This is a genomic window from Salinispora pacifica CNR114 (assembly GCF_000514775.1).
GTDB classification, from domain to species: domain Bacteria; phylum Actinomycetota; class Actinomycetes; order Mycobacteriales; family Micromonosporaceae; genus Micromonospora; species Micromonospora pacifica.
In genome coordinates this window covers 172,249-194,446 of sequence record NZ_AZWO01000001.1, presented here as the reverse complement: position 1 = coordinate 194,446, position 22,198 = coordinate 172,249, and the positions used below count along the sequence as shown (strand labels likewise).

Genomic DNA, 22,198 nt, shown 5'->3' with positions numbered 1-22,198 from the left:
CGCGGTGCCGCCCGTTGCCCGCGCCGGTCACTCCGCCTGTTGCCTGGCCCAGTCGGCGATCCGTCGCGCGCTCTCCTCCTCGGAGAGGTCCTCCACCCGGGTCAGGACCGACCACCGTACGCCGAACGGGTCCCGGATGCTGGCGAAACGGTCACCCGAGACGAACGTGGACGGGGCTTCCCGGATGACCGCGCCGGCCGCCTGGGCCCGTTCGACCACGGTGTCAACGTCCGGGCAGTAGAAGCCGATGGAGTAGCAGTCCTGCTCCCCTTCGGGTGCCGCGACGAGCCCATACTTGGGCATCGGCTCCCCGATCTGCAGCAGCCCCTGGCCGAAGTCGAGGACGGCGTGGGCCACGACGCCACCCAGCTCGGTCACGTCAACCACCCGCGCACCGAAGACTTTCTGGTAGAAGTCGATGGCCCGGCGGGCGTCCGGGATGGCCAGGAAGGGAGTCAGGCTGGTAGCTCCGTGCGGCGTGCCGTTCGTGGTGTGTTCGCCGTCGGCGGCTTGGTTCGGATCAGTCATAGGAGTTGACCATAGGTAGGCGCAGCACGCACGGGCTTGAAGATTCGCGACAGGAATCCGAGCTGGGTACGGCGAGCCGGCGGGGTGTCCTCTATCCGGCGTGGCTGCCCACGTTCGCCCGCCTTCCGGCACCAGATTCGGTGGCACAGTTGGTGCGCTGGTTCTGGATTCCGGAGTGGTGTCTCCCGGCAGGGCAGACCTCCCGACAGCAGCTGATCGCCTTCCCCGCCTGCAATCTCGTGGTCGAACCAGCCGTGGTCGGCCTCGCCGGGCCAACGACCGGCAGCTCGTACCGCGAACTCACCGGCACCGGCTGGGCGGTCGGAGCCCTACTCCGGCCAGCGGCGGTGCCCCACTTCGCCACCGCACCGGCGGTGCTACGGGACCGGTACCAACTCCTGGACCTCCCGGCACTGCGGGAGCGAGTGGGGCGAGCGATGCTCGAGCCGGATGATCCACCCGCCCGGCACCGCCAGGCCGTGGACGCGTTCGCGACGTGGCTTTCCGACACGGTGCCGCCACCGCGGCACGAGGCGCTGTTAGCCAACCGGATGGCCGATGTCATCGATGCCGATCCGACGGTGCGCACAGTAGAGGATATCGCCCGTCACCTACGTCTGTCCGCCCGATCGGTGCAGCGGCTCGCGGCCCGGTTCATCGGGTTGCCGCCGGCAGCGATGATCCGCCGCCGCCGGCTACAGGAAGCCGCCCAGCGTCTGCGGGATGATCCGGAGACGACCCTGGCCGATGTCGCCGCTGACCTCGGCTACAGCGACCACGCCCACCTCGCCAACGAATTCCGGTCGGTCCTCGGTCTCACGCCGGGCGCGTACCGACGGCGGACGGATGCGGCTGGCTCCCCTAGGGTCGAGCTATGACCGAGTTCGATGCGGCCTCCACCGCTGTCCAAGCCGCCCTCGACGCGGGCGCCCGGTACGCGGATGCCCGGGTGATGCACCGGCGCTACGAGTCCATGACGGCCCGCAACGGCGACATCGAGGAGCTGACCCAGGACGAGAGTGTCGGGCTGGGCGTCCGGGCACTGGTCGGGTCGAGCTGGGGCTTCCACGCCGTCCCCGACCTGTCCGACCCCGCCGCCCGCGACGCCGGCCGGCGGGCGACGCGGATCGCCGCGGCCAGTGCCCGCGTCCCGGGCCCGCCGATCGATCCGATCCCGGCCCAGCCGGTCACCGCGAGCTGGGCCTCGACCTGCGCGGTGGATCCGCTCGGCGTGCCGCTGTCGGCCAAGGGCGACCTGCTGGTCGAGGCGACCCGGCTGATGGCCGAGCACGGCGCCGACCTCGCCGAGGGCCTCTACCAGATCTGGGACACCACGAAGTGGTTCGTCTCCAGCGAGGGCCACCGGATCGACCAGCGCATCCGCGAATGCGGCGGGGGCATCTCGGCTACCTCGATCGGCGCCGGAGAGACCCAGCGCCGGTCGTACCCGAGCTACCGGGGCCAGTACGGCACCAGCGGGTGGGAACTGGTCGACTCGCTCGACCTGACCGCGCACGCGGCACGAATGGCCGAGGAGTCCCGGGCCCTACTCACCGCACCGGCCTGCCCCGCCGGCGAGACCGACCTGATCCTCGGTGGCGAGCAGCTCGCCCTCCAGATCCACGAGTCGGTCGGGCACGCCATCGAACTGGATCGGATCCTCGGCTGGGAGGCGGCCTTCGCTGGTACCTCCTGGCTGGAGCTGGCCCAGCTCGGCTCGCTGCGGTACGGCTCGGAGCTGATGACCATCACCATCGACCCGACGCTTCCTGGGGCGCTGGGCAGCTTCGGCTACGACGACGAGGGTTCCCCGGCGGTCCGCCGGGACGCCGTACGGGAGGGGCGCTGGGTGGGCGTGCTCGCGGGCCGCGACTCGGCCGCCGTCGCGGGCCTGGACTACGGCGGCAGCGTCCGGGCGGATGGCTGGGCCCGGCTGCCGATGGTGCGAATGACCAATGTCGGGCTGGAGCCCGGTCCACACAGCCTGGACGAGATCATCGCCGCCACCGACGAGGGGGTGTTGATGGACATCAACCGGTCCTGGTCCATCGACGACAAACGGCTCAACTTCCAGTTCGGCTGCGAGGTCGGCTGGGAGATCAAGAAGGGGAAGCGGGGCCGAATGCTGCGCAATCCCACGTACACCGGGATCAGCCCGCTCTTCTGGCGTTCGATGGACATGCTCTCCGGCGAGACGGTCGCCTGGGGAACACCCAACTGCGGCAAGGGTCAACCAGGGCAGGTGGGGCACACCGGCCATCCGGCCGCACCCGCCCGCTTCCGCGGCACCCGGGTGGGGGTGCGCGCGTGAGGGCGACGATCCGGCCGAGGTCCGAGCTGGACGTGGCCGGCCAGGTGATCGAGCTGGTCCACCGGCTGGCCGGGCCGGCCGCCTCGGCGGAGGCGACGGTTACCCGGGCCGAGCTGGCGCTGACCCGGTTCGCCAACTCGTTCATTCACCAGAACGTCGGCGAAACCCACCACACCGTACGGCTGCGGCTGCACCTCGCCGGGCGGACCGTCGCCAGCAGTGGCAGCGTCGGCACTTCGGACGGGCTGCGGGAACTCGTCGAGCGCACCCTGGCGGCGGTACGACTCGGTCCACTCGACCCGGCCTGGCCGGGGCTCACCCCACCTACCCCGATTCCGCCGGGGGCCCCGGTGGACGAGGCGACCGCGTACGCGGAGCCGGGTGATCGGGCCGAGCGGGTCCGCGCCTTCGTGGCGGCGGCCGACGGGCTGGAGACGGCCGGCTACTGCCGCACGGCGCACCGTTCGTCGGCGTTCGCCAACTCGGCCGGCCACTCGGTCCGGGGCCAGATCGCCGAGGCGGCGATGGACGGCATCGCCCGCAGCGGTGGCGCGGACGGGGTGGCCCGGCTGGCCGCCGACCGCCTCGCCGACCTGGACGGTTCCGTCCTCGGCGCCCGCGCCGCCGGCAAGGCTCGGGCGGCTACCGACCCCGTCGAGCTGCCGCCTGGCCGGTACGAGGTGGTGCTGGAGCCGGCCGCCGTCGCCGACCTGCTCCAGCACCTCTCCGCCTACGGCTTCAACGGCAAGCGGCACCACGAGGGCCAGTCCTTCGTCGAGCCCGGCACGGCCCAGTTCGACCCGATGGTGACCCTGGTGGACGACCCACTCGACCGGTCCGGTCCGCCGTTCGACGTGGAGGGCACTCGGCGGGCGGCGTTGACCCTGGTGGACGCGGGCGTGACCGCTGCCGTCGCACACGATCGGCGCACCGCCGCCCTGGCCGGTGTCCCCTCAACCGGGCACGCCGTCCCCGGCGGCGCCGCCTGGGGCCCGGTCCCCCGCAACCTGCGCCTCACCGCCACCTCGGCCGAGGTGCGGCAGCCCGGGTCCGGCGACGCCCGCACCGCGGCGGTCGTCGACCCGGACACCGCCGCGCTGCTCGCCGGCGTCCGCCGCGGTCTGCTGGTCAGCGACTTCTGGTACACCCGGATCCTCGACCCGAAGAGCCTGGTCAGCACGGGCCTCACCCGCAACGGGGTGTGGCTGGTGGAGGGGGGCGTGGTGACTCGGGCGGTACGCGACCTCCGGTTCACCGAGTCCTACCCGCGCGCACTCCGTCCCGGGGCGGTACTCGGCGTCGGGCACACGCCGGCCCGCCAGCCGGACCGGGTGGACGGGGTCTGGTGGGAGGCACCGGCGCTGCGCCTCGCCGGGTGGAACTTCACCGGCGGGGCCTCCGGCTGACCGGCGCCGTCGAACGAACGGATGGGCCTCGATGCACTGACAGGCCTTTTCAAGAACGGGGACACACGGGACACTGCCTTGCGCGGACGGCCCGCAAAGATCGGCGTAACGTGTGTCACCTAGCTGCGCCGTTTCTCCGGCGCGGTCGTTGGTGTGCGCATGACGTTGGCAAGCGGGTGCGGCCTGGTTGCCTACCGAACTTGATCCGCCGCCCATCCGGGGCCCGTCAGGGAGACGACTGGAATGACATCAACGGCAACGAGGCCGGGAGGACCGGGCGCGCGTCCACGTGCCGCCATCGCGGCGCGAACGTTGCGTACCGACCGCTGGTGGGTGCAGCCCGTCGGCATCGCCGCGATCCTGCTCTTCTTCATCGTCTATTCGACAATCCGCGTCTTCATGGCGAAGTGGTACTACGTGGAGGACTACCACTACCTCACGCCGCTGTACTCGCCGTGTCTGACCGACTCGTGCGTACCCGGCTCGTCGCACTTCGGCACCCCGTTCGGGGAGTTCCCCTTCTTCCTCCCACTCGGCATCGTCGCCTTCCCGATCGTCGCCGGGTTCCGGGTGACCTGCTACTACTACCGCAAGGCGGGCTACCGCTCGTTGTGGGCGTCCCCGCCGGCCTGCGCGGTGACCGAGCCACACCAGAAGTACACCGGGGAGACCCGGTTTCCGCTGTTTGTCATGAACTGGCACCGGTACTTCTTCTACCTGGCCTTCGTGGTCCTGCTGATCAACATCTACGACGCGTTCCTCGCGTTCCGCGGGCCCGACGGAGCCTTCGGGGTCGGTCTGGGCACGTTGATCATCCTGGTCAACATCGTCGCGCTGGCCGGCTACACGCTCTCCTGCCACGCCTGCCGGCACGTGATGGGTGGGCGACTGAAGCACTTCTCCCGGAACCCGGTGCGGTACCGCTTCTGGACGTTGGTCTCGAAGCTGAACGTCCGACACGGCACGTTCGCCATGGTGTCGCTGTTCACGGTGCTCTTCACCGACTTCTACATCATGGCCGTCTCCGCCGGCTGGTTCACCGACCTGCGGTTCATCAACTAGAGGGCCCCCGACATGACCACTACCACGCGAATCGAACGACACCACTACGACGTCGTCGTTATCGGCGCCGGCGGCGCCGGGCTGCGGGCGGCGATCGAAGCCCGGCTGGCCGGCAAGAAGACCGCGATCATCTCGAAGTCGCTCTTCGGCAAGGCGCACACGGTGATGGCCGAGGGCGGCGCCGCCGCCGCGATGGGGAACGTGAACAGCCGGGACAGCTGGCAGGTGCACTTCCGCGACACCATGCGCGGCGGCAAGTTCCTGAACAACTTCCGCATGGCCGAGCTGCACGCGAAGGAGTCGCCGCAGCGAATCTGGGAGCTGGAGACCTACGGCGCCCTCTTCGACCGGACGAAGGACGGGAGGATCTCCCAGCGCAACTTCGGCGGGCACGAGTACCCGCGCCTCGCGCACGTGGGCGACCGCACCGGCCTGGAGCTGATCCGTACCCTCCAGCAGAAGATCGTCTCGCTCCAGCAGGAAGATCGGCGCGAGCACGGCTCGTACGACGCCCGGATCCGGGTGTTCGCCGAGACCACCATCACCGAGCTGCTGCTCGACGGCGACCGGGTCGCCGGCGCCTTCGGCTACTACCGGGAGTCGGGCGAGTTCATTCTCTTCGAGGCGCCGGCCGTGGTGCTGGCCACCGGTGGGGTCGGCCGCTCGTACAAGGTCACCTCGAACTCCTGGGAGTACACCGGGGACGGCCACGCGCTGGCGCTGCGCGCCGGGGCGACGCTGATCAACATGGAGTTTCTCCAGTTCCATCCGACCGGCATGGTCTGGCCGCCCTCGGTGAAGGGCATCCTGGTCACCGAGTCGGTCCGCGGGGACGGCGGGATCCTGAAGAACTCCGAGGGCAAGCGGTTCATGTTCGACTACGTGCCGGATGTGTTCCGAAAGCAGTACGCCGACAGTGCGGCCGAGGCGGACCGCTGGTACGAGGACCCGGACAACAACCGGCGGCCACCGGAGCTGCTGCCGCGCGACGAGGTGGCCCGGGCCATCAACAGCGAGGTCAAGGCGGGCCGGGGCACCCCTGCTGGCGGCGTCTACCTGGACATCGCCTCCCGGCTGCCGGCGGAGGAGATTCGCCGTCGCCTCCCGTCGATGTACCACCAGTTCAAGGAGCTGGCCGATGTCGACATCACCCGGGAGCCGATGGAGGTCGGTCCGACCTGTCACTACGTGATGGGTGGCGTGGAGGTCGACCCCGACTCCGGTGCGGCCCTCGGCCATGTCCGCGGGCTGTTCGCCGCGGGTGAGGTTTCCGGCGGTATGCACGGCTCCAACCGGCTCGGCGGTAACTCCCTGTCGGACCTGCTGGTCTTCGGCAAGCGGGCGGGCGGGCACGCCGCCTCGTACGCCGACGGGTTGGCATCCCGGCCCCGGGTCCCGGTGCCGGCGGTGGAGACCGCGGTGGAGACGGCCCTGGCCCCGTTGCAGCGGGACACCGGCGAGAGCCCGTACGTCCTGCAGCAGGATCTCCAGGCGGTGATGGGCGACCTGGTCGGCATCATTCGTCGGGAGGGCGAGCTGGTTGACGCGCTGGCCCGACTCGGCGAGCTTCGCGAACGCGTGGCGAAGGTGAGCGCGGCGGGCGGTCGGCGCTACAACCCGGGCTGGCACCTCGCCCTGGATCTCCGCAACATGCTGGTGGTCTCCGAGTGCACCGCGAAGGCAGCGCTGGAGCGGCGGGAGTCGCGGGGCGGCCACACCCGTGAGGATCATCCGACGATGGACCCGGCCTGGCGACGGGTCAACCAGGTCTGCTCCCTGGAGGGCGACATCGTGCACCTGGACCGCAAGCCGCTACCGCGGATGCGGCCGGAGCTGTTCGCGCTCTTCGACCGCGCGGAGTTGGCCAAGTACCTGACCGACGAGGAACTGGCGGAGTTCGACGCCCTCACCGAGGAGGAGCGCTGAGGAATGGGAACTGAGAAGAGCCAGGCGGCCGGCGCACCGGCCACGAAGCGACAGTTCCGCATCTGGCGGGGCGACGAGACCGGCGGCGACCTGAAGGAATACCTGGTCGAGGTGAAGGAGGGCGAGGTCGTCCTCGACATCATCCACCGACTGCAGAGCACCGAGGCGCCGGACCTCGCCTGCCGCTGGAACTGCAAGGCCGGCAAGTGCGGCTCCTGCTCGGTGGAGATCAACGGCAAACCGAAACTGGCCTGTATGACCCGAATGTCGACCTTCACCGCGGATGAGACGATCTCGGTCACGCCGCTACGGACGTTCCCGATCGTTCGGGACCTGGTCACCGATGTCTCGTTCAACTATGAGAAGGCCCGGGAGACGCCTGCCTTCGCACCGCCCCCCGGTGTCACCCCGGGCGACTACCGGATGCAGCAGGTCGACGTCGAGCGCTCGCAGGAGTTCCGCAAGTGCATCGAGTGCTTCCTCTGCCAGACGGTCTGTCACGTGATCCGGGACCATGAGGAGAACAAGCCCGCCTTCGCCGGGCCGCGGTACTTCATTCGGGCCGCCGAATTGGACATGCACCCGCTGGACGCGCGGGACGACCGCAAGGAGTACGCGCAGGCCGAACAGGGCTTGGGCTACTGCAACATCACCAAGTGCTGCACCGAGGTCTGCCCCGAGCACATCAAGATCACCGACAACGGGATTATCCCCATGAAGGAGCGGGTAGTCGACCGGAAGTATGATCCTCTTGTTTGGCTCGGTAACAAGATCTTCCGGAGGGGTCAGGTGCCTCAGACCAGCGTGACCAGCGAGCACTCCCCGGGCGCCGTGCGCACCCCCGCGGCCGGCCCGCCAGGGTTCCACTCGCACGCGGGAGCCTCGCACGACCCGGAGGCCGAGGCGCAGGCGCAGGCGGGTGTCAACTGGCACCGCGAGGTGCCGAAGCCGACCGCCCCGACACTTGACGAGACCGGCAAGCTGCCACTGACCGAGCTCACCTTCGACCGACCGGCCGCACCGTCGCCGTTCGGCGAGGACGTGAGTTTCCCGCTGCCGCCGGAGCACCTGAACTACGCCCACCCGGAGCAGGACAAGCACTGAACACGGCAGCAACGATGACAGGGCCGGCGGCGAACTCCGCCGGCCCTGTCCGTTTTCGGGTTGCCCTTCCGGTTCTGCTGCGGGTCAACCAGTGGCCAGCAGTGGGCGGAGCGCGGCGACGATCGGAGCATCGGCGGGTAGCCAGGTGACGCTGTCCAACTCGGCGGCGGAGAGCCAACGCAGTGCCGAGTGCTCCAGGGCCTGCGGCTGGTCGCCGGGGAGCAGCCGGGCCAGATACACCTTCAACACCGAGCGGCCGTGGGCCATCCGAACACTCCGGCCGACCCGCTCGCCGATCTCCACCCGGACGGCCAGTTCCTCGGCGCACTCGCGCAGTAGCGCCGCGGTCTCGCTCTCCCCCGGCTCCACCTTGCCGCCGGGGAACTCCCACCGGCCCGCCACCTCCGGCGGGGCTGACCGTGCACAGGCCAGCACCCGGCCGTTCTGGATGATTGCCGCGCCGACGACCACCTTCGGCTCGGGTCGCTCGACCCGGCCGCCATCGCTTGCCTGTTCGGTTCGCACGAGCGTCCAGCGTGCCAGATCAATCGTCGGTTTGGGTACCGTGACCAACCCATCAGGCCAGGAAGACCCAGAAGTGTGGCCGTGGACACAGCCCCCACCAAAGGACAGACTAAGTCCACCGATAAGACACGGAAAAGCGACGATTGGGCTACAAGACCGCAACGATGCCGGGAGGTGTGGTGGTACGCATGCCGTTCGGGCGGGGTAAGCAAAACTATCTCAACGATGCGCTGACTCTGCTGCCCGGTTGGACCCGGGAGGGCGAAGGGATCCGACGGACGCTCCCCATCGACGACTCCCAGCACGCGGCCCTCACCGAGCGGGTGAAGGTGGTCGCCGACGCGCTGCACCTTCGCCCCGACATCAGCCGCCACGCCGACCAGACCGAGATTCGAGTCGGCCACGACACCGTACCGCTGACCGAGGGCGAGGTCCTACTGGCCGCCCGCATCGAGGACGCGTACCGCGCCGTCACCGAGCGCTGAGGCCACGACGATGGGCCGTCAGTAGCCGACGAGCGTCACCGCGGATCATTTCGTCAGGATTCGATGTGCTCGCCATGCCTACGCTGAGGCCATGGCGAACGCGACGTACGACCGCAAGGAGCAGCTGCAGCAGATCCAGAGCGGGCTGCTTGAGGGCGAGCAGATCATCGCCGTCTACGACGCCGTCGGCACCGGTACCGGCTTCATCGGCGTGACCGACCGGCGCGTGATCATTCAGGACCGCTCGTTCATCGGCAAACGCTACGCGATCACCAGCATCCCGTATGCGAAGATCACCAGCGTGAGCGTGGTCAGCAACAAGTCGTGGGGCGGCTCGTTCTTCTCCACCGGCGCCATCGCCATCCACGTCGGCACGCACACCTACGAGGTGGAGTTCCGCGGCTCCCAGAAGAGCCACCACGTGCACAACGTGATCCTGCACTACATCAGCTGACCCTCCCACCCCGAACCGGGTACGGCGGCCTCTTGGGGTCGGGTCAGGAGGCCGCCGCGGGCCTGCCGGTGGGGTCAGCGCTGGTGGCGCCTGGGCTGGGACGACGGGTCAGGACCTGCGGGCCCGTGGCGGTGATGGCGATCGTGTGTTCGGAGTGGGCGGTACGGGAGCCGTCGGCGGAGCGGATCGTCCAGCCGTCCTCATCAAATTTGATCTTGTCGGTGGAGGCGCAGAACCAGGGTTCGATGGCGATGGTGAGGCCGGGGTGCAGCTTCAGGCCGCGACCGGCGCGGGCGTTGTTGGCCACGTGCGGGGCCTCGTGCATGGTGCGCCCGATGCCGTGCCCACCGAACTCGCCGTTGACCTGGTAGCCGTAGGAGGCGGCGACCTGACCGATCGCGGCGGAGATGTCGCCGAGCCGGCCCCCCGGCTGGGCGGCGGCGATGCCGGCTTCGAGGGCGACCTCGGTGGCCTCGATCAGCTTCAGGTCAGCCGGGGCGGGGGTGCCCACGATGAGGGAGACCGCGGAGTCGGCGACCCAGCCCTGGATGCTGACCGCCATGTCGATGCTGAGCAGGTCACCGGCGCGGAGGAGATAGTCGTGCGGCAGGCCGTGCAGCACCGCGTCGTTGACCGACAGGCACAGGACGTTACGGAAGGGTCCGCGGCCGAAGGAGGGAGCGTAGTCCCAGTAGCAGGACTCGGCACCGCGTTGCGCGATCCGACGGCGGGCGTGGTGTTCGAGGTCCATCAGGTTGACGCCGACCGCGGCGACCTCGCCCAGTTCGGCGAGCAGCTCACCGACGAACTGGCCGGTGACCGCCATCTGGCCGATCTCCACGGCGGACTTCAGCTCGATCACGACGCCTCCCAGGCAGCGGTATTTTAATACCGTATTTTTATACCACCCCCGGGGGAGAACACCGGAGGCTATCCTGCCGACATGGTTCGCCAACCCCTGACCGCCGAACAGATCGCCGCGGGTCAGCGCCTCGGGGTCGCCCTCCGGGCCGCGCGGGCCGACCGCAGCCTCGTCGAGGTGGCCCTGGCGGCCGGCATCTCCCCCGAAACCCTACGCAAGATCGAGTCGGGTCGACTGCCCGCACCGGCGTTCGGCACCGTGGTCTGCCTCAGTCGCGCCCTCGACACCCCCCTCGCCGACCTGGCTGACGCCTGGCTCACCAACCCGTCCATCCGCCAGGCATCCTGACCAACAGCGGCGAGGCCGACCGGCGGTCGGCCTGCCCCGCTCCCGCTGGTCGCCTCCCGGCCAACCAGCCCGGCCGCCACCGCCAGCTCGACATCGACATATCCCGAACCTACGATCGGAGCCCCGCGCACCACCGCGCGAACCTTCGACGCTAGCGCAGCGACCCAGGGCTCGGCGCGCAAAGCCGGACAGACTCCGCCTTCGGGTGAGACGAGCTGTTTCGCAGAACTGAGACTCAGAGTTTGCAAGACTGTGAACGATGATCAGATTTGGTCTGAAGTAGTCGCCCACTCGGTTGCGAATTCGTGATGCCCGTCTGCGCATCAATCGAAGGAGGCTTCATGGCCCGCTTGATCCGATCCCTCTGTGCCTCCCTCTGCGCCGTGGTGATCTTAATTACCGTCCCCTCGTACACCACTGCGAGATCACCATCTTCCGGTGGGCCAGGAGGGGGGGCCGACAGTCAGGCAACGGACGTTTACGACGTGACGCGCCGCTATGTGACGAAGTTCTATCCTCGATGGTTCACCCACCAGCAACAGCTCATCCTGGTCCCCAACCTGCTTTTCGGGCCAGACCGGATGTCCCCAATATTTCGCTCCGTCGTAGCACCCAATGACGACACGCTGTACACCTCTGCGCTCATCGGCGTGCGGAACGAGCCAGCGGTCCTGGAGATCCCGGACACCATGGCAACTTACGGCGTACTCATCACAGACGTCTACGGGAACATCATCAAAACAGACATCTCGACAACCTCTGGCGGTCGCTACGCCTTTACCGGACCCGGCTGGAGCGGAACCCTTCCTCCGGAGTTGACCGAGATCCCGCTCCCGGTGACGAACCCGCTTATGATTATCCGGAGCAACAGATTCTCACCCGACGGGGAAAACCAGATCGCGCTGGCCGAAGAGTTCCGGCGATCCCTCCGCATGGGCCCCCTGCTGGCGTACGAGAGGGGCGTACTGGCAGAGACCCTGATCGTCCCGGTGTCTTTCTGGGCTCGCTCGTTCAAACTCGATGCGGACAGGATGATCAGAGATAACCCACTTCGCTTCCTGCGAGAACTCCAGCGGGGAGTTATGGATATCCGGACACCACCGCTCACCGGCGACAACAGGGCGCTTGCGGAGGAGTTCGACCGACTGTTCGCTACCGGGAGGTTCGAGGACGAGTTCGCGCGAGCGACCCAGGACGCACAGGCCGATATCATTTCGAACTATCTCAACAATACCGATCGGAACAACTGGATCAACTTCCGAAACATCGGCTTCTGGGGAACCAACTATCTCGACCGATCCTCGATCACCGAATTCTGCCAGTACTGCAACGACATCGAGAGTTCGGCGTACTACGACGTCTTCCGAGACAGCGATGATCAACAACTCAACGCCGCCTCCGGTGGCTATGTCCTCACTTTCGAGAGGGATCAGATACCCCAGGCCCGCGAGTTTTGGTCCGTCACCTCCTACATATCCGAAACAATCACCCTGCATCGCAACCCGGAGGACAAGTACGTCGTAGCGGGCTATACGCCCGGGCTCGAGACCAACGAGGATGGATCGATCAGCATCTACGCAACGCCAACTCCTCCAGTAGGAGTGAGCATCGCCAACTGGCTACCCGTTCCCGATGGGCCCTTCAGCATGATGCTCCGCGTCTACGGCCCGGAGGGAAGCGTGGCCGAGGGAACTTATGTCCCGCCGGCGGTCCGAAAGATCAATCCATCTGGACGGAGCGGAGGCGGTCCCCGTGGGAAGGGTTGAGCCTCCCTCGTAACGAGTACGCACCGCTCACCTCCACGAAGGATCGTGTTGGGGCGGGAACCGGAAGGCGCCCTCCGGGCCGGACTGACGGAACCCTGTCGAGTTCGCGTCAGTCCACCGGGGGGCGTTTCTGGCGCGCGCGCCTGCCGCCGGGTCGCCCACTCCACCTGCCAACACGGGTACAACACCAACCGCGACCACCACGCCAGACAGCTGCCGGGCGCGTCATCAATCCAAAAGCTCAGTGTCCGCTAACCAGGGTTGCTGTCCGCTGGTAGTCGGCGTCCCGGGCGTACTCCACGCACAGGTCACGCAAGGTCGCGGCCTCCGGCGCCCCCGACTGTTCCACCTTTGTCAACAGTTCCGCAGCTCGCCACCAGTTCGACGGCACCACCCGCCCGGACGCCACAGCCTGCACCCCCAGAGCGACCGCCTCGTCGGGCTGACCGGCGGCGACCAGGGCAAGGCCAAGATCGAGACGAGCTGACGCGGACCGGCGAGGCCGCGCTCCCCCATCTCCGTGCGGGTCCAAGTCAGCCAGCACCGCCCGCGCTACCTGCTCGGCACCGGGTCCCCCGCCCACGCCAACGTCGTGGCCGTATAGGCGGCAGCCTTGGCCGGGTCGTAACGATAGTGGTGCTCGGCCCGCTCCGGAACGGGCAGATTCGCCGTCAACCGCTCCACCCGGTCCAGCACTCGACGGGTCGCACCGACCTCGCCCATCCGTGCCCACGCGCGCGCTTCCTGAGCGATCGCCTGGATGCGAGCAGAGCTGCCCTTCGGGGCAACCCGCTGAGCTTGGTTGGAAAGATCGAGCGCCCTCCGGTAGTCACCTTGAGTCAGCACGTCCCAGGCCTGGGTTTCCAGGCACCATGCCTGGATCTCACCGTGCTCGGCATGTTCGGCAAGGTCCCGCGCAGCTCGCAGGTGGGCAGCCGCAGCGACCCGCTGCCGAAGGTCAATGTGAACGGTCGCCCGCAGTACCGCCATCCAGGCACCAGCGACCAACAACCGCCGTTGTTGAGCAAGCGTGACCCGTCCATCCAGTAACCGCCGCACAACGGCGAGGTGCCGCCGCACCAGCGGCAACAGGTCCGCCGGAGCCAACGTCGGATAGGAACTGGCCAGGTCGTCAACGCCCTGCTCGATCCGGTCGAGCACCTCTCCACTCACATCACTGGCGGCGACTCTCGCCCGGAGTTCGCCGGCCTCGGCCGCATGGTCGATCGGCGCGTCAACCAGGCGAGCCAACACACCTTCCGCGCCGAGAATCCGGTCCAGGTGGCGCGCCGTGTCGAGTGTCGGAGCCTTGATCCCTGCCTCCAGCTCCTGCAGATGACTCTTACTCCGATGAGCGAGCTGCCCGAGGGATCGAAACGACAGACCACGCCGCTCCCGGAACTCACGCAGTGCTACCCCGAAGCGCGGGTCGACGGACGAGGCCATAGCGCCACTCCAAGCTCAACAGGCCCGGCGAACTCACCCAGCCGGCCATCACATTGACGGTAACCCGAACGTCATGCATCGGTACCCCTCGACACGTCACCGGCCGGCCTCGACGCCCTCAGCCCCGACGCTGACTCCCACAACCCTCTGGGGCCGCCAGCCGGCCTCCTCCTCGACCTCCGTACCGCGCTGTTGAGCCCTATCATCGAGCCCCGTGGAGGGAACATTCTGGATGGTCGCCGCACCGGTTTGCGGCCTGCTGGGCTGTCTGTCTATCTGCGCCGTCCTGGCGGCGCTGGCGACCTGGCCCAGGAAGGGCGACCGAGGACGGTAGCCCGCTCACGTTCATCCGCGAGCGCATCGCCGCCCACAAGGGCCGGCCAGGTGGAGCTTCAAGAGGCGGCGGCTGGCCGTGGTTGGCGCAGCAGGGCCGGCGGCCAGTGGGGCTGGCCCACCGGCCGCCGGCCGCCGGCCGCGATCAGTCGCGCCGCTCCCCCACCCGGTACGTGACCAGGTTCGGGTCGGCACGGAGCTGGCGCTGCGTGAATTTGATGGTGTCCCACCCCTTGTCCGAGTACAGCCGGGTCTGGTCGGCGTACCAGGGCGAATTCGGGTTGGCCGACTGCGAGTAGGTGAGGATCTGCCGGCCCGACGGCCCGTCCCTACCCAGCTCGACGGCCATCAGGAACGAGGTGCCGTGCAAAATCTTGGGATAGCCGACGCCGGGCGTAAACCCACTGATGATCATGTTGAAGACACCGGCGTCGTGGTGGCCACCGTGGATCGGGATGTGTTCGGCGCCACGCGGCTCGGTCTGGATGTCGCCGAGCCGGGCGTCGAGCGGAATGCCGTCCAGCTTCTGGACGGCGTTCGCGAGCGCGGTCCGCACCTCCGGGTCGTCGACGGCGAGCCGGCTCGGTGTGGTCAGCGGGGCGGTCGGGTCGAACGGGTCGGCGAAGCGCAGGCCCGCGGCCCGAGCGAACTCGGTGAACAGGTGTGCGCCCCGGCTGTCCAGATCAACCCGCAGATCCCACCCGCGCAGGGCGGCGCAGGCTGCGGTCAGGTCGACGGTGGCGCCGTCGGAGGTGATCGCCGTCGGCTCCGCCTCGCAGCTCCGGACCAGGTCGTCCCGGACCAGTTCGCCGCCGTAGGCTCGGTTGCCGAGCGTCACATCCCACAGGTTGCTGGTGGTGAAGCCCCTCCCGGGAAGTCCATCGGTGCCGGCGCGGCGCTGCTGCACCTGGTGCACGCCGAGTCGGGTCCGCAGGCTGCGCTGGGTCTGCTCGTCGCCGACGATGCGCGGGTAACCCTCCAGCGGATGCTCCGGATTGGCCAGCCAGTGGCTGTCGTTGGAGTTGGTCACGTAGTCACTGCGAACCAGGGTGGGCAGGTTGGCCGGGCCGAGGATGCCGGGTACCGCCGCGTCCGGATCCCGGCCCAACTCGCACGAGGAACGGGAACCGTCGAGGACAGCCTCGCCCGTGCTCTCGTACAAGTCCTGGAAGGAGGCCGGAACGCAGGCGGCGGCCAGGGAGTCGGTTACCCGGGGCACGACCGAGTGATCGGCGTAGAGGGCCTGGCCGCGACGGTCAACGGCGATGACGTTGACCCAGGGCAGGAACTGCCGCTGGTCCAACACCGTCCGCAACTCACCCACCGACCGAGCCTGTCCCATCGCCAGCCAGCCATCGAGCGCGCGGTTGTTGGTGGCATTGGCGTCAGTGATCGCGTACGCCGTGGTGGTGGTCCAGTCGAGCGCACCGGGCACCACGACGACCGGACCGAAGTGGGTGTCGTAGAGGGTCCGGCTGATCGGCCCGTCGGGAGTCTGGATGGTGACCGTACGGGCGGTCATCTTCCGGGGCTGGCCGTCGTGGCGGTAGCTGGTCGGGTCACCGGGTACCAGGGACAGCCGGTGCCACACGTATCTTCTCGCGGTGGAGACGGTATGGCTCCAGGCGACCTGGCCGTTGTGGCCGATCTGGATGATTGGGCCACCGACCAGTGCCGCACCCTCGACGTCGTACCGGCCGGGCACCTTGAGATGCATCCGGTAGAAGCGCTCGGCGCCGTCCCACGGGAAGTGCGGGTTCGCCAGCAGCATGCCGGCGCCGCTGGTGGTGGCGTCCCGCCCCAAGCCGTACGCGTTGCTGCCCAATCCGGTCGGCGTACCGCTAGAGCCGGCGACGGCTGCCGCCGGCGGGGCACTCGCCGACGCGCTGTTCCCGCTGGCGGTAGGGGGCGCTGCGGCAACGATGCCGTCGGCCAGGGCACCAGAGCTGGCCAGGACCATCTGGGCCCAGTGCGCCCGCCACATGTCCAGCTTGCTGATCGGGCGTACCCACTCCTTCCCGGCACAGGCGGGGTCGTTGATCGCCTTCCCGTCCCGGAGGTACGCGTTGTAGCCGGCGGCGAAGCCGCGGATCTGGTCGCGTACCTGCCTGGAGGGTGCACGGACACCATCGCGGGGACCTTTGAGCAACTTCTCGGCAACCTGGTCGTCGATGGCCTTCTGATGGAACAGGTCGCTGCTGACGTTACTTGCCTCCGCCCCGAACCAGCGGGACCGCTCGGCGCGAACCGTCACCATCTGCTCCGCGATCAGGCAGACGTTGTCCTCGGCTTGCACATAGCCGGTACCGAAGCCGAGGCTGGCGAAGTCACGGGCGGTGATGTGCGGTACGCCGTACGACGCGCGCTGGATCAGGGCCGAGTAGCCATCGCCGTTCGCGACGGCGGTGCTGCCGGTGACAGTGAGGCCGGCGGCGAACAGTCCGACGACGGTAGCCGCGGCGGCGAGCCGGCGCCGGCTCATCGGTGGGCTCTATTCACGGTGCGTCCTCCCACGTGGCACTTTGTCCATGCCCGACAGACGCTAGTGGTGGAGAACTGCCCCGACATCAGTAGCTGACCATGAACTTTCGTCAGGGTTCACCCCGAGGGGCCGCTCGACGATGATGATCAAATGGACGACCTCAGTATCCGTGATCGGGTCCCCGCCGACCTGCAAAGCTGCATCTCAGTCCTCGCGGACGTGTACCGGCGGGACCGCTACCCGCTGAACTGGCCCGCCGACCCGTACCAGTGGCTCTCTCCCGACAACACCCGCCACGCCTGGATCGCCGAGCGCGGAGGCACCATCGTCGGCCACGTCGCCCTCCACCACCCCGTCGCCGCGACCGATCCCGCCTTCACAACCGACCCTGCCGCCGCGACCGGCTCTGTCGCTGCGACCGGCTCTGCCTGCTCAACCGGCCCTGGCTCCGCGGCCGTGGCCGAGGTCAGCCGCCTGTTCGTCGCACCGGCCGCCCGTCGCCTCAACACCGCGACCAGGCTCCTGCACCACGCCCGCCAATGGGCCACCGAGCACCAACTCGACCTCACGCTGGAGATCGTCGACGACCCCGGGTCAGCCGCCGCCATCGCCCTGTACGAGCGCACCGGCTGGCGACACACCCACACCTCCACCGCCGCCGCCTGGACCAACCCCGAAGGCCGACCCGTACGGCTGCGCCGCTACAGCCTCCGTGACCACGGGGTGCAGACGTTGCAGGAGAACTAGCGTCATTCCCGCAGCACCACCAGCGGCGGCGCGTTCCAACACCTGCTCAACCGGCACCTTCGGGGCGACTGGTCGATCCGGCAGGAGACGCTGGGGCAACTCGGCAGCCGCTACATCTGAGGGCAGCTACGCTTCCGCTTATCTTGCTGCGACAGTGGACCGCTGAGTGGCAGGTCGGCTCTGACCACAGCGTTGGGAACCCGCTGCACACAGCGGTGGGCCGGAGACCTCAGCCAAAGAGAGTGGCGCCACCAGCGATACTAGGCGGGTGACCCTGCTGGAGATACGCATCGCACTCCTAATCCTCGGAACGTTAATCTTAAATGGTTTAACCATCGTGCTCGTTGTAGGTGCGGCCGGCTGGGCATCCCTGCCTATTCCCCTGATGGGAATCCTGACCGCGATGCAACTCAGAGACGCACTATTGCGGAGAGACCGGAGCAGCCCTACGGTCCTCTCCCGCTGGCGCAGAAACGCTTAGACTGGAGTTGGCCCAAAAATGGGCGTCCCAACTGGGACGAGGCCAACCCAGACCGTAGCAGCGACCGGTGCGGCGCAACCTCTCCTTCGGCCAGGCCGGGCGGGCCTCGCTGCCGGCGAACCGCTGCCTCAGCTCAGCCTGATCGCCAGGGCAGCGCCGGGAAGCCGGCGCCTGCTTGGCCGCATAACGTGTGCGGTACGTGCAGTTATGTTGGGATCAGGCATCTCCGGCACAGGGACGGACCGATGACCGACGACCGCGACGCCGACGGAGCCATAAGCTTCATCTTCGAAGCCGGCGTCCTCAAACGTGCCGCCCGCACCGGCTGATGGTTCGCCGGCGTCACGCAGCCCGAGTCCATCGCCGACCACTCGTTCCGCACCGCGCTGATCGGTTTGATGCTCGCCGCCATGGAGGGCGCTGACCCGGCCCGGGTGTCGATGCTGTGCGTCCTGCACGACACCCAGGAACCCCGAATCACCGACATCCCCCACATCGCCAAGCGCTACCTCACCGCCGCACCCAACACCACCGTCACCGCCGATCAGGTCGCCGCCGGCCCACCAGCCGTCGCTGACCTCATCACCGCCGCCGTCGCTGAGTACGAAGCGGGCGAGTGAGGCCCATCACCTCAGGCGAATAGAGCCATCGCTCGAAAGGTCTGTGCAGGGGGGCCGGGCGAAGGTCCTTCCGCGTTCACGACCTCGGGTAACTGTCCGGCCGCTGCCGGCTGTCCACGTCGCGGCTTGTTCCTGTCAGCATCGCTGTCGGACTGTCGCCACCGACGGTGTGCGAGGCTTGGGAGCCCCGCAGCCGGCGGGGCTCCCCGGACTCGGCCCGACTCGAACGGGCTGCCACCCTCTCCATGTTGCGGGCATGGTCATCCGGAGCCACCATGCCTTGAGCGAGGACACCGGAATCAACCAGGTGAAGTACTCACGGCAACGCTAAATTCAGACGTTGAAGCGGAGCTAAGAGCCACTGTCCCGTTGCTGGCGGCGACACCGTCCGACACCTGGTCACTCGACCTCCCGGGCTGTCACGGGTGTTCGCTGTTTGACGACGTTCCACGGTGTCTTGTGCCCCCTGTGTGCCCCGAGCCCCCTGTCGGTGTGTCTGTAGTTGACCCCTGTTGACCAACCGGACGGGCACGCGGCGGGGCACCGACCTCCGGGTCTGCGAGCATGCGGTCACCGCTCGATGCGCAGCTTGGGAAGACACCGAGCTGCTGTGCGAGTCACCACCGTCATGGTTGCCCGTGGATGCACCGTCACCCTGGCGAGCGTTAGGCGTTGATCGCCACCTAGCATCATCTCGTGGTTCCGACTAGCGCGAACTCAGCTGGCGGGCTGCCGCCTCGGCGCCTCCCGCTGAAAGTCAACATCGCAAGCGTATTGTTGATTCTTCAGGCGTCGTTGCTCATATTCGCGGCGATTTCCGCCGCATACTCTCAAGGGGAGATCGATACTGCTGTAAACGATGCAGCGGCTCGTTCCAGCACCCCGGTAGACAGCAGTTCGATCGCACTCAAGGCGTCCTACTTTCATTTCCAGGCTCAGCTTACCCTGTGGTATTCATTCTTCTTCGCGCCCGCATTGGTTGGCGTCGCGTTGTGGGTCAGGACGGGTCAACAGAGTGCGCGAGTAGCCACCCTCGCGACGAGCATGCTTAGCATGCTTTGCTGTTGTGGGGCCGGGGGATGGTTATGGCTAGCTGACGAACCAACAGGGATTGATGAAGCATTGCCGGACGCATTCGGTCGAATATCTCCAGCATGGGTTGAATTGGGTCAACTCGGACTCGCAGCATCCTTTGTGCCCGCATTTATCACAGCCGCACTGATCTATAGTGCGCGTACCGTTGCCCGGACCTCGCCAGAATCGGACCAGTGACCTCTTCGGCGTCAAGGAATGATCTCGGTTGCCCGGTTCCGAAACCTCCTGTCGTCGGTCACGAGCGGGCATCGTTCGAATACGGCGGTTGCTGCGAGCAGGGCGTCTCCGGTGTGATCAATGTTGCCGGACTGCACTGCCTCGAACACGTCTGCGTCGTCTACTACTCGGCACCAACTGACGCGAAAGTAGTCGGCGGCGGCAGCCCCGGTGGAAACGAGTCGACCGAGGGCAACCATCACCAACAGCAGATGTTGCCGGCGGTCTACGTCCGGGATCTCGGCCAGCTCGTCAATGGTCAGGAACATCGACGAAGGGGTCAATGGCGTTTGAATCCAGGAGAGCGGGAGCACCCGCCACGGATGAGCTGTGGTCGATTGAGGGCGTGTCGACGTACCTCCGGGTTCAGGTGAACTTCTCGCGCTACGCGTCCAGGACATCGACCACGTCAGCCGTACGGTGCGGATCGAATGGCAAGCTGCGCCGCAGTCCAAGGTCCGAACCGAGCCGAAGACCCGCCGGTCCCGTCGAACGGTCCCGCTACCAGAGGTGGTGTCGACGGCTCTGAGTGAACACTCGGAACAGTTCCCGCCTGCTGACGAGGGCACGATCTTCACCACCCGCTTCACGGGTCCGTACCGGCACGACTATTACGGCTCGCTGATCTTCTCGGCGGCGGTGAAACGGGCCGGACTGCCGGAGGGCACCACGAGTCACGACCTGCGGCACCACTGCGCGTCGGTCCTGCTGATGCAGGGCGAGTCGGTCACTGTTGTCGCCGAACGCCTGGGGCACGAGAACGCAAGCCTCGTCCTGTCGACCCACGGTCACCTGATGCCGGACTCGGAGAAAGCACCCGCCGCGCGGTTGACGACGCGTGGGGTTGTGCCCCGGGTGCCCCAGAGCGACAGTCCAACCGCCTGAGCTTGCGGAAACAGGCCGGTTTCACACGTTGAAGCGGAACTCCACGACGTCGCCGTCCTGCATGATGTAGTCCTTGCCCTCGATGCGGACCTTGCCCACCGCCTTCGCGGCGCTCATCGACCCGGCCGCGAGCAGGTCGTCGTAGGAGACGACCTCCGCCTTGATGAAGCCGCGCTGGAAGTCGGTGTGGATGACCCCGGCGGCCTCCGGGGCACTCGCCCCGACCGGCACGGTCCAGGCCCGCGCCTCCTTGGGGCCGGCGGTGAGGTACGTCTGGAGCCCCAGCGTGCGGAAGCCGACCCGGACGAGTTGGTCCAGCCCGGGCTCGGCCTGCCCGATCGACTCCAGTAGTTCGCGGGCTTCCGCCTCGGGCAGGTCCACCAGCTCCGATTCGATCTTCGCATCCATGAAGACGGCCTCGGCGGGGGCGACCAGGGCCCGCAGCTCGTCGAGGAACTCGGCGTTGGCCAGTTCGGCCTCGTCGACGTTGAAGACGTACAGGAAGGGCTTGGTGGTCAGCAGGTGCAGCTCGCGCAGGTGCTCCAACGCGACACCGGCGGCGGCCGCGCCCGCGTACAGGGTGGTGCCGTTGTCGAGCACCTCCACGGCGGCCTTGGCGGCGGTCACCGCGGCGGCCCGGTCCTTGCGGAGCTTGGCCTCCTTCTCCAGCCGGGGAATCGCCCGCTCCAGCGTCTGCAGGTCGGCGAGGATCAGCTCCGTGTTGATCGTCTCGATGTCGTCCGCCGGGGCGATCTTGCCGTCGACGTGCACAACGTTCGGGTCGGAGAAGGCGCGGACGACCTGGCAGATCGCGGCGGCGTCCCGGATGTTGGCGAGGAACGCGTTGCCCCGCCCCTGGCCCTTCGAAGCGCCCCGGACCAGCCCGGCGATGTCGACGAACGACACCGGCGCGGGGATCACCTTCTGCGAGTCGAAGATCTCGGCGAGCTTGCCCAGCCGCTCGTCCGGCAGGCCGACCACACCGACGTTGGGCTCGATGGTGGCGAAGGGATAGTTCGCCGCGAGCACGTCATTCTTGGTCAGCGCGTTGAAGAGGGTGCTCTTGCCGACGTTGGGCAGGCCGACGATGCCGATGGTGAGACTCACGACGAGCCA

Annotated in this window: 18 protein-coding genes and 2 pseudogenes; 13 read left to right on the top strand and 7 right to left on the bottom strand. The window is 67.8% G+C overall.

Annotated elements, in window-relative coordinates; all coding sequences use genetic code 11:
- Positions 1-27 precede the first annotated feature (27 nt).
- Positions 28-528 carry a VOC family protein gene (locus B118_RS0100985; protein ID WP_018222723.1) on the bottom strand — a complete coding sequence of 167 codons (501 nt, stop codon included), beginning with the start codon at positions 526-528 and terminating at the stop codon, positions 28-30.
- Positions 529-632: 104 nt separating this feature from the next.
- On the opposite strand from B118_RS0100985, the gene B118_RS0100980 reads away from it, so the two are divergent.
- From B118_RS0100980 to B118_RS0100955, 6 genes are all read left to right on the top strand, one after another.
- Positions 633-1,406, top strand: coding sequence for a helix-turn-helix domain-containing protein (locus tag B118_RS0100980; RefSeq protein WP_337588108.1), 774 nt, complete (start codon positions 633-635; stop codon positions 1,404-1,406).
- Positions 1,403-2,839 (top strand): TldD/PmbA family protein, encoded by a 1,437-nt coding sequence (locus B118_RS0100975; RefSeq protein ID WP_018222721.1) that lies wholly within the window; start codon positions 1,403-1,405, stop codon positions 2,837-2,839. The genes B118_RS0100980 and B118_RS0100975 overlap by 4 nt, the downstream gene beginning before the upstream one ends.
- Positions 2,836-4,245: a TldD/PmbA family protein gene (locus B118_RS0100970; RefSeq protein WP_028192269.1), complete on the top strand. Its 1,410-nt coding sequence runs from the start codon at positions 2,836-2,838 to the stop codon at positions 4,243-4,245. Before B118_RS0100975 ends, B118_RS0100970 begins: the two co-directional genes overlap by 4 nt.
- A 243-nt stretch (positions 4,246-4,488) precedes the next feature.
- The gene (locus B118_RS0100965; protein WP_033660336.1) at positions 4,489-5,307 is read left to right on the top strand and encodes a hypothetical protein; all 819 of its coding nucleotides are present in this window, start codon (positions 4,489-4,491) and stop codon (positions 5,305-5,307) included.
- A gap of 12 nt (positions 5,308-5,319) precedes the next feature.
- Positions 5,320-7,233, top strand: a complete 1,914-nt coding sequence (locus tag B118_RS0100960; protein ID WP_018222718.1) for a fumarate reductase/succinate dehydrogenase flavoprotein subunit — start codon at positions 5,320-5,322, stop codon at positions 7,231-7,233.
- A gap of 3 nt (positions 7,234-7,236) precedes the next feature.
- Complete coding sequence (locus tag B118_RS0100955; protein ID WP_018222717.1) at positions 7,237-8,337, top strand: succinate dehydrogenase/fumarate reductase iron-sulfur subunit; 1,101 nt, start codon at positions 7,237-7,239, stop codon at positions 8,335-8,337.
- Positions 8,338-8,421: 84 nt separating this feature from the next.
- Here the strand turns inward: B118_RS0100955 and B118_RS0100950 are convergent, their stop codons facing one another.
- Entirely contained in the window at positions 8,422-8,862 is a 441-nt protein-coding gene (locus tag B118_RS0100950) for a (deoxy)nucleoside triphosphate pyrophosphohydrolase (protein WP_018222716.1), read from the bottom strand.
- 188 nt (positions 8,863-9,050) lie between these two features.
- Between B118_RS0100950 and B118_RS0100945 the strand changes: the two genes are divergently transcribed.
- On the top strand, positions 9,051-9,347 hold the full coding sequence (locus tag B118_RS0100945; protein ID WP_043540972.1) for a 4a-hydroxytetrahydrobiopterin dehydratase: 297 nt from the start codon (positions 9,051-9,053) through the stop codon (positions 9,345-9,347).
- Between the two features lie 91 nt (positions 9,348-9,438).
- Positions 9,439-9,801: a PH domain-containing protein gene (locus B118_RS0100940; protein WP_018222714.1), complete on the top strand. Its 363-nt coding sequence runs from the start codon at positions 9,439-9,441 to the stop codon at positions 9,799-9,801.
- 43 nt (positions 9,802-9,844) lie between these two features.
- On the opposite strand, the gene map is transcribed toward B118_RS0100940, so the two are convergent.
- A complete protein-coding gene (gene map, locus B118_RS0100935) occupies positions 9,845-10,663 on the bottom strand; it encodes a type I methionyl aminopeptidase (RefSeq protein ID WP_028192267.1) in 819 nt (272 codons plus the stop codon).
- An 81-nt stretch (positions 10,664-10,744) separates the two neighbouring features.
- On the opposite strand from map, the gene B118_RS0100930 reads away from it, so the two are divergent.
- A complete protein-coding gene (locus B118_RS0100930) occupies positions 10,745-11,011 on the top strand; it encodes a helix-turn-helix domain-containing protein (protein ID WP_018222712.1) in 267 nt (88 codons plus the stop codon).
- Positions 11,012-11,511: 500 nt separating this feature from the next.
- Positions 11,512-12,777 carry a DUF1214 domain-containing protein gene (locus tag B118_RS0100925; protein ID WP_028184603.1) on the top strand — a complete coding sequence of 422 codons (1,266 nt, stop codon included), beginning with the start codon at positions 11,512-11,514 and terminating at the stop codon, positions 12,775-12,777.
- A gap of 251 nt (positions 12,778-13,028) precedes the next feature.
- On the opposite strand, the pseudogene B118_RS27770 reads toward B118_RS0100925, so the two are convergent.
- Positions 13,029-14,223 (bottom strand): annotated as a pseudogene (locus tag B118_RS27770) (helix-turn-helix domain-containing protein).
- Positions 14,224-14,701: 478 nt separating this feature from the next.
- Positions 14,702-17,038 (bottom strand): acylase, encoded by a 2,337-nt coding sequence (locus tag B118_RS0100915; RefSeq protein ID WP_028192266.1) that lies wholly within the window; start codon positions 17,036-17,038, stop codon positions 14,702-14,704.
- Between the two features lie 150 nt (positions 17,039-17,188).
- Here B118_RS0100915 and B118_RS0100910 point away from each other — a divergent pair, with 150 nt between their 5' ends.
- The gene (locus tag B118_RS0100910; protein WP_028192265.1) at positions 17,189-17,785 is read left to right on the top strand and encodes a GNAT family N-acetyltransferase; all 597 of its coding nucleotides are present in this window, start codon (positions 17,189-17,191) and stop codon (positions 17,783-17,785) included.
- A gap of 726 nt (positions 17,786-18,511) precedes the next feature.
- Positions 18,512-18,883 (top strand): annotated as a pseudogene (locus B118_RS27765) (HD domain-containing protein); the annotation flags it as partial.
- A gap of 1,286 nt (positions 18,884-20,169) precedes the next feature.
- On the opposite strand, the gene B118_RS0100900 reads toward B118_RS27765, so the two are convergent.
- Entirely contained in the window at positions 20,170-20,466 is a 297-nt protein-coding gene (locus tag B118_RS0100900; protein WP_028187559.1) for a PIN domain-containing protein, read from the bottom strand.
- A 151-nt stretch (positions 20,467-20,617) separates the two neighbouring features.
- Here B118_RS0100900 and B118_RS27760 point away from each other — a divergent pair, with 151 nt between their 5' ends.
- Positions 20,618-21,082, top strand: coding sequence for a tyrosine-type recombinase/integrase (locus tag B118_RS27760; RefSeq protein ID WP_050592190.1), 465 nt, complete (start codon positions 20,618-20,620; stop codon positions 21,080-21,082).
- Positions 21,083-21,103: 21 nt separating this feature from the next.
- On the opposite strand, the gene ychF is transcribed toward B118_RS27760, so the two are convergent.
- A complete protein-coding gene (ychF, locus tag B118_RS0100890) occupies positions 21,104-22,189 on the bottom strand; it encodes a redox-regulated ATPase YchF (RefSeq protein WP_018810134.1) in 1,086 nt (361 codons plus the stop codon).
- Between the last annotated feature and the right edge of the window lie 9 nt (positions 22,190-22,198).

Excerpts from the sequence above, each read along its gene's own strand:
- B118_RS0100985 (WP_018222723.1), bottom strand. The coding sequence starts at position 528 with ATGACTGATCCGAACCAAGCCGCCGACGGCGAACACACCACGAACGGC.
- B118_RS0100975 (WP_018222721.1), top strand. The coding sequence starts at position 1,403 with ATGACCGAGTTCGATGCGGCCTCCACCGCTGTCCAAGCCGCCCTCGAC.
- B118_RS0100965 (WP_033660336.1), top strand. The coding sequence starts at position 4,489 with ATGACATCAACGGCAACGAGGCCGGGAGGACCGGGCGCGCGTCCACGT.
- B118_RS0100960 (WP_018222718.1), top strand. The coding sequence starts at position 5,320 with ATGACCACTACCACGCGAATCGAACGACACCACTACGACGTCGTCGTT.
- B118_RS0100955 (WP_018222717.1), top strand. The coding sequence starts at position 7,237 with ATGGGAACTGAGAAGAGCCAGGCGGCCGGCGCACCGGCCACGAAGCGA.
- B118_RS0100945 (WP_043540972.1), top strand. The coding sequence starts at position 9,051 with ATGCCGTTCGGGCGGGGTAAGCAAAACTATCTCAACGATGCGCTGACT.
- B118_RS0100940 (WP_018222714.1), top strand. The coding sequence starts at position 9,439 with ATGGCGAACGCGACGTACGACCGCAAGGAGCAGCTGCAGCAGATCCAG.
- B118_RS0100930 (WP_018222712.1), top strand. The coding sequence starts at position 10,745 with ATGGTTCGCCAACCCCTGACCGCCGAACAGATCGCCGCGGGTCAGCGC.
- B118_RS0100915 (WP_028192266.1), bottom strand. The coding sequence starts at position 17,038 with ATGAGCCGGCGCCGGCTCGCCGCCGCGGCTACCGTCGTCGGACTGTTC.
- B118_RS0100910 (WP_028192265.1), top strand. The coding sequence starts at position 17,189 with ATGGACGACCTCAGTATCCGTGATCGGGTCCCCGCCGACCTGCAAAGC.
- B118_RS0100900 (WP_028187559.1), bottom strand. The coding sequence starts at position 20,466 with ATGTTCCTGACCATTGACGAGCTGGCCGAGATCCCGGACGTAGACCGC.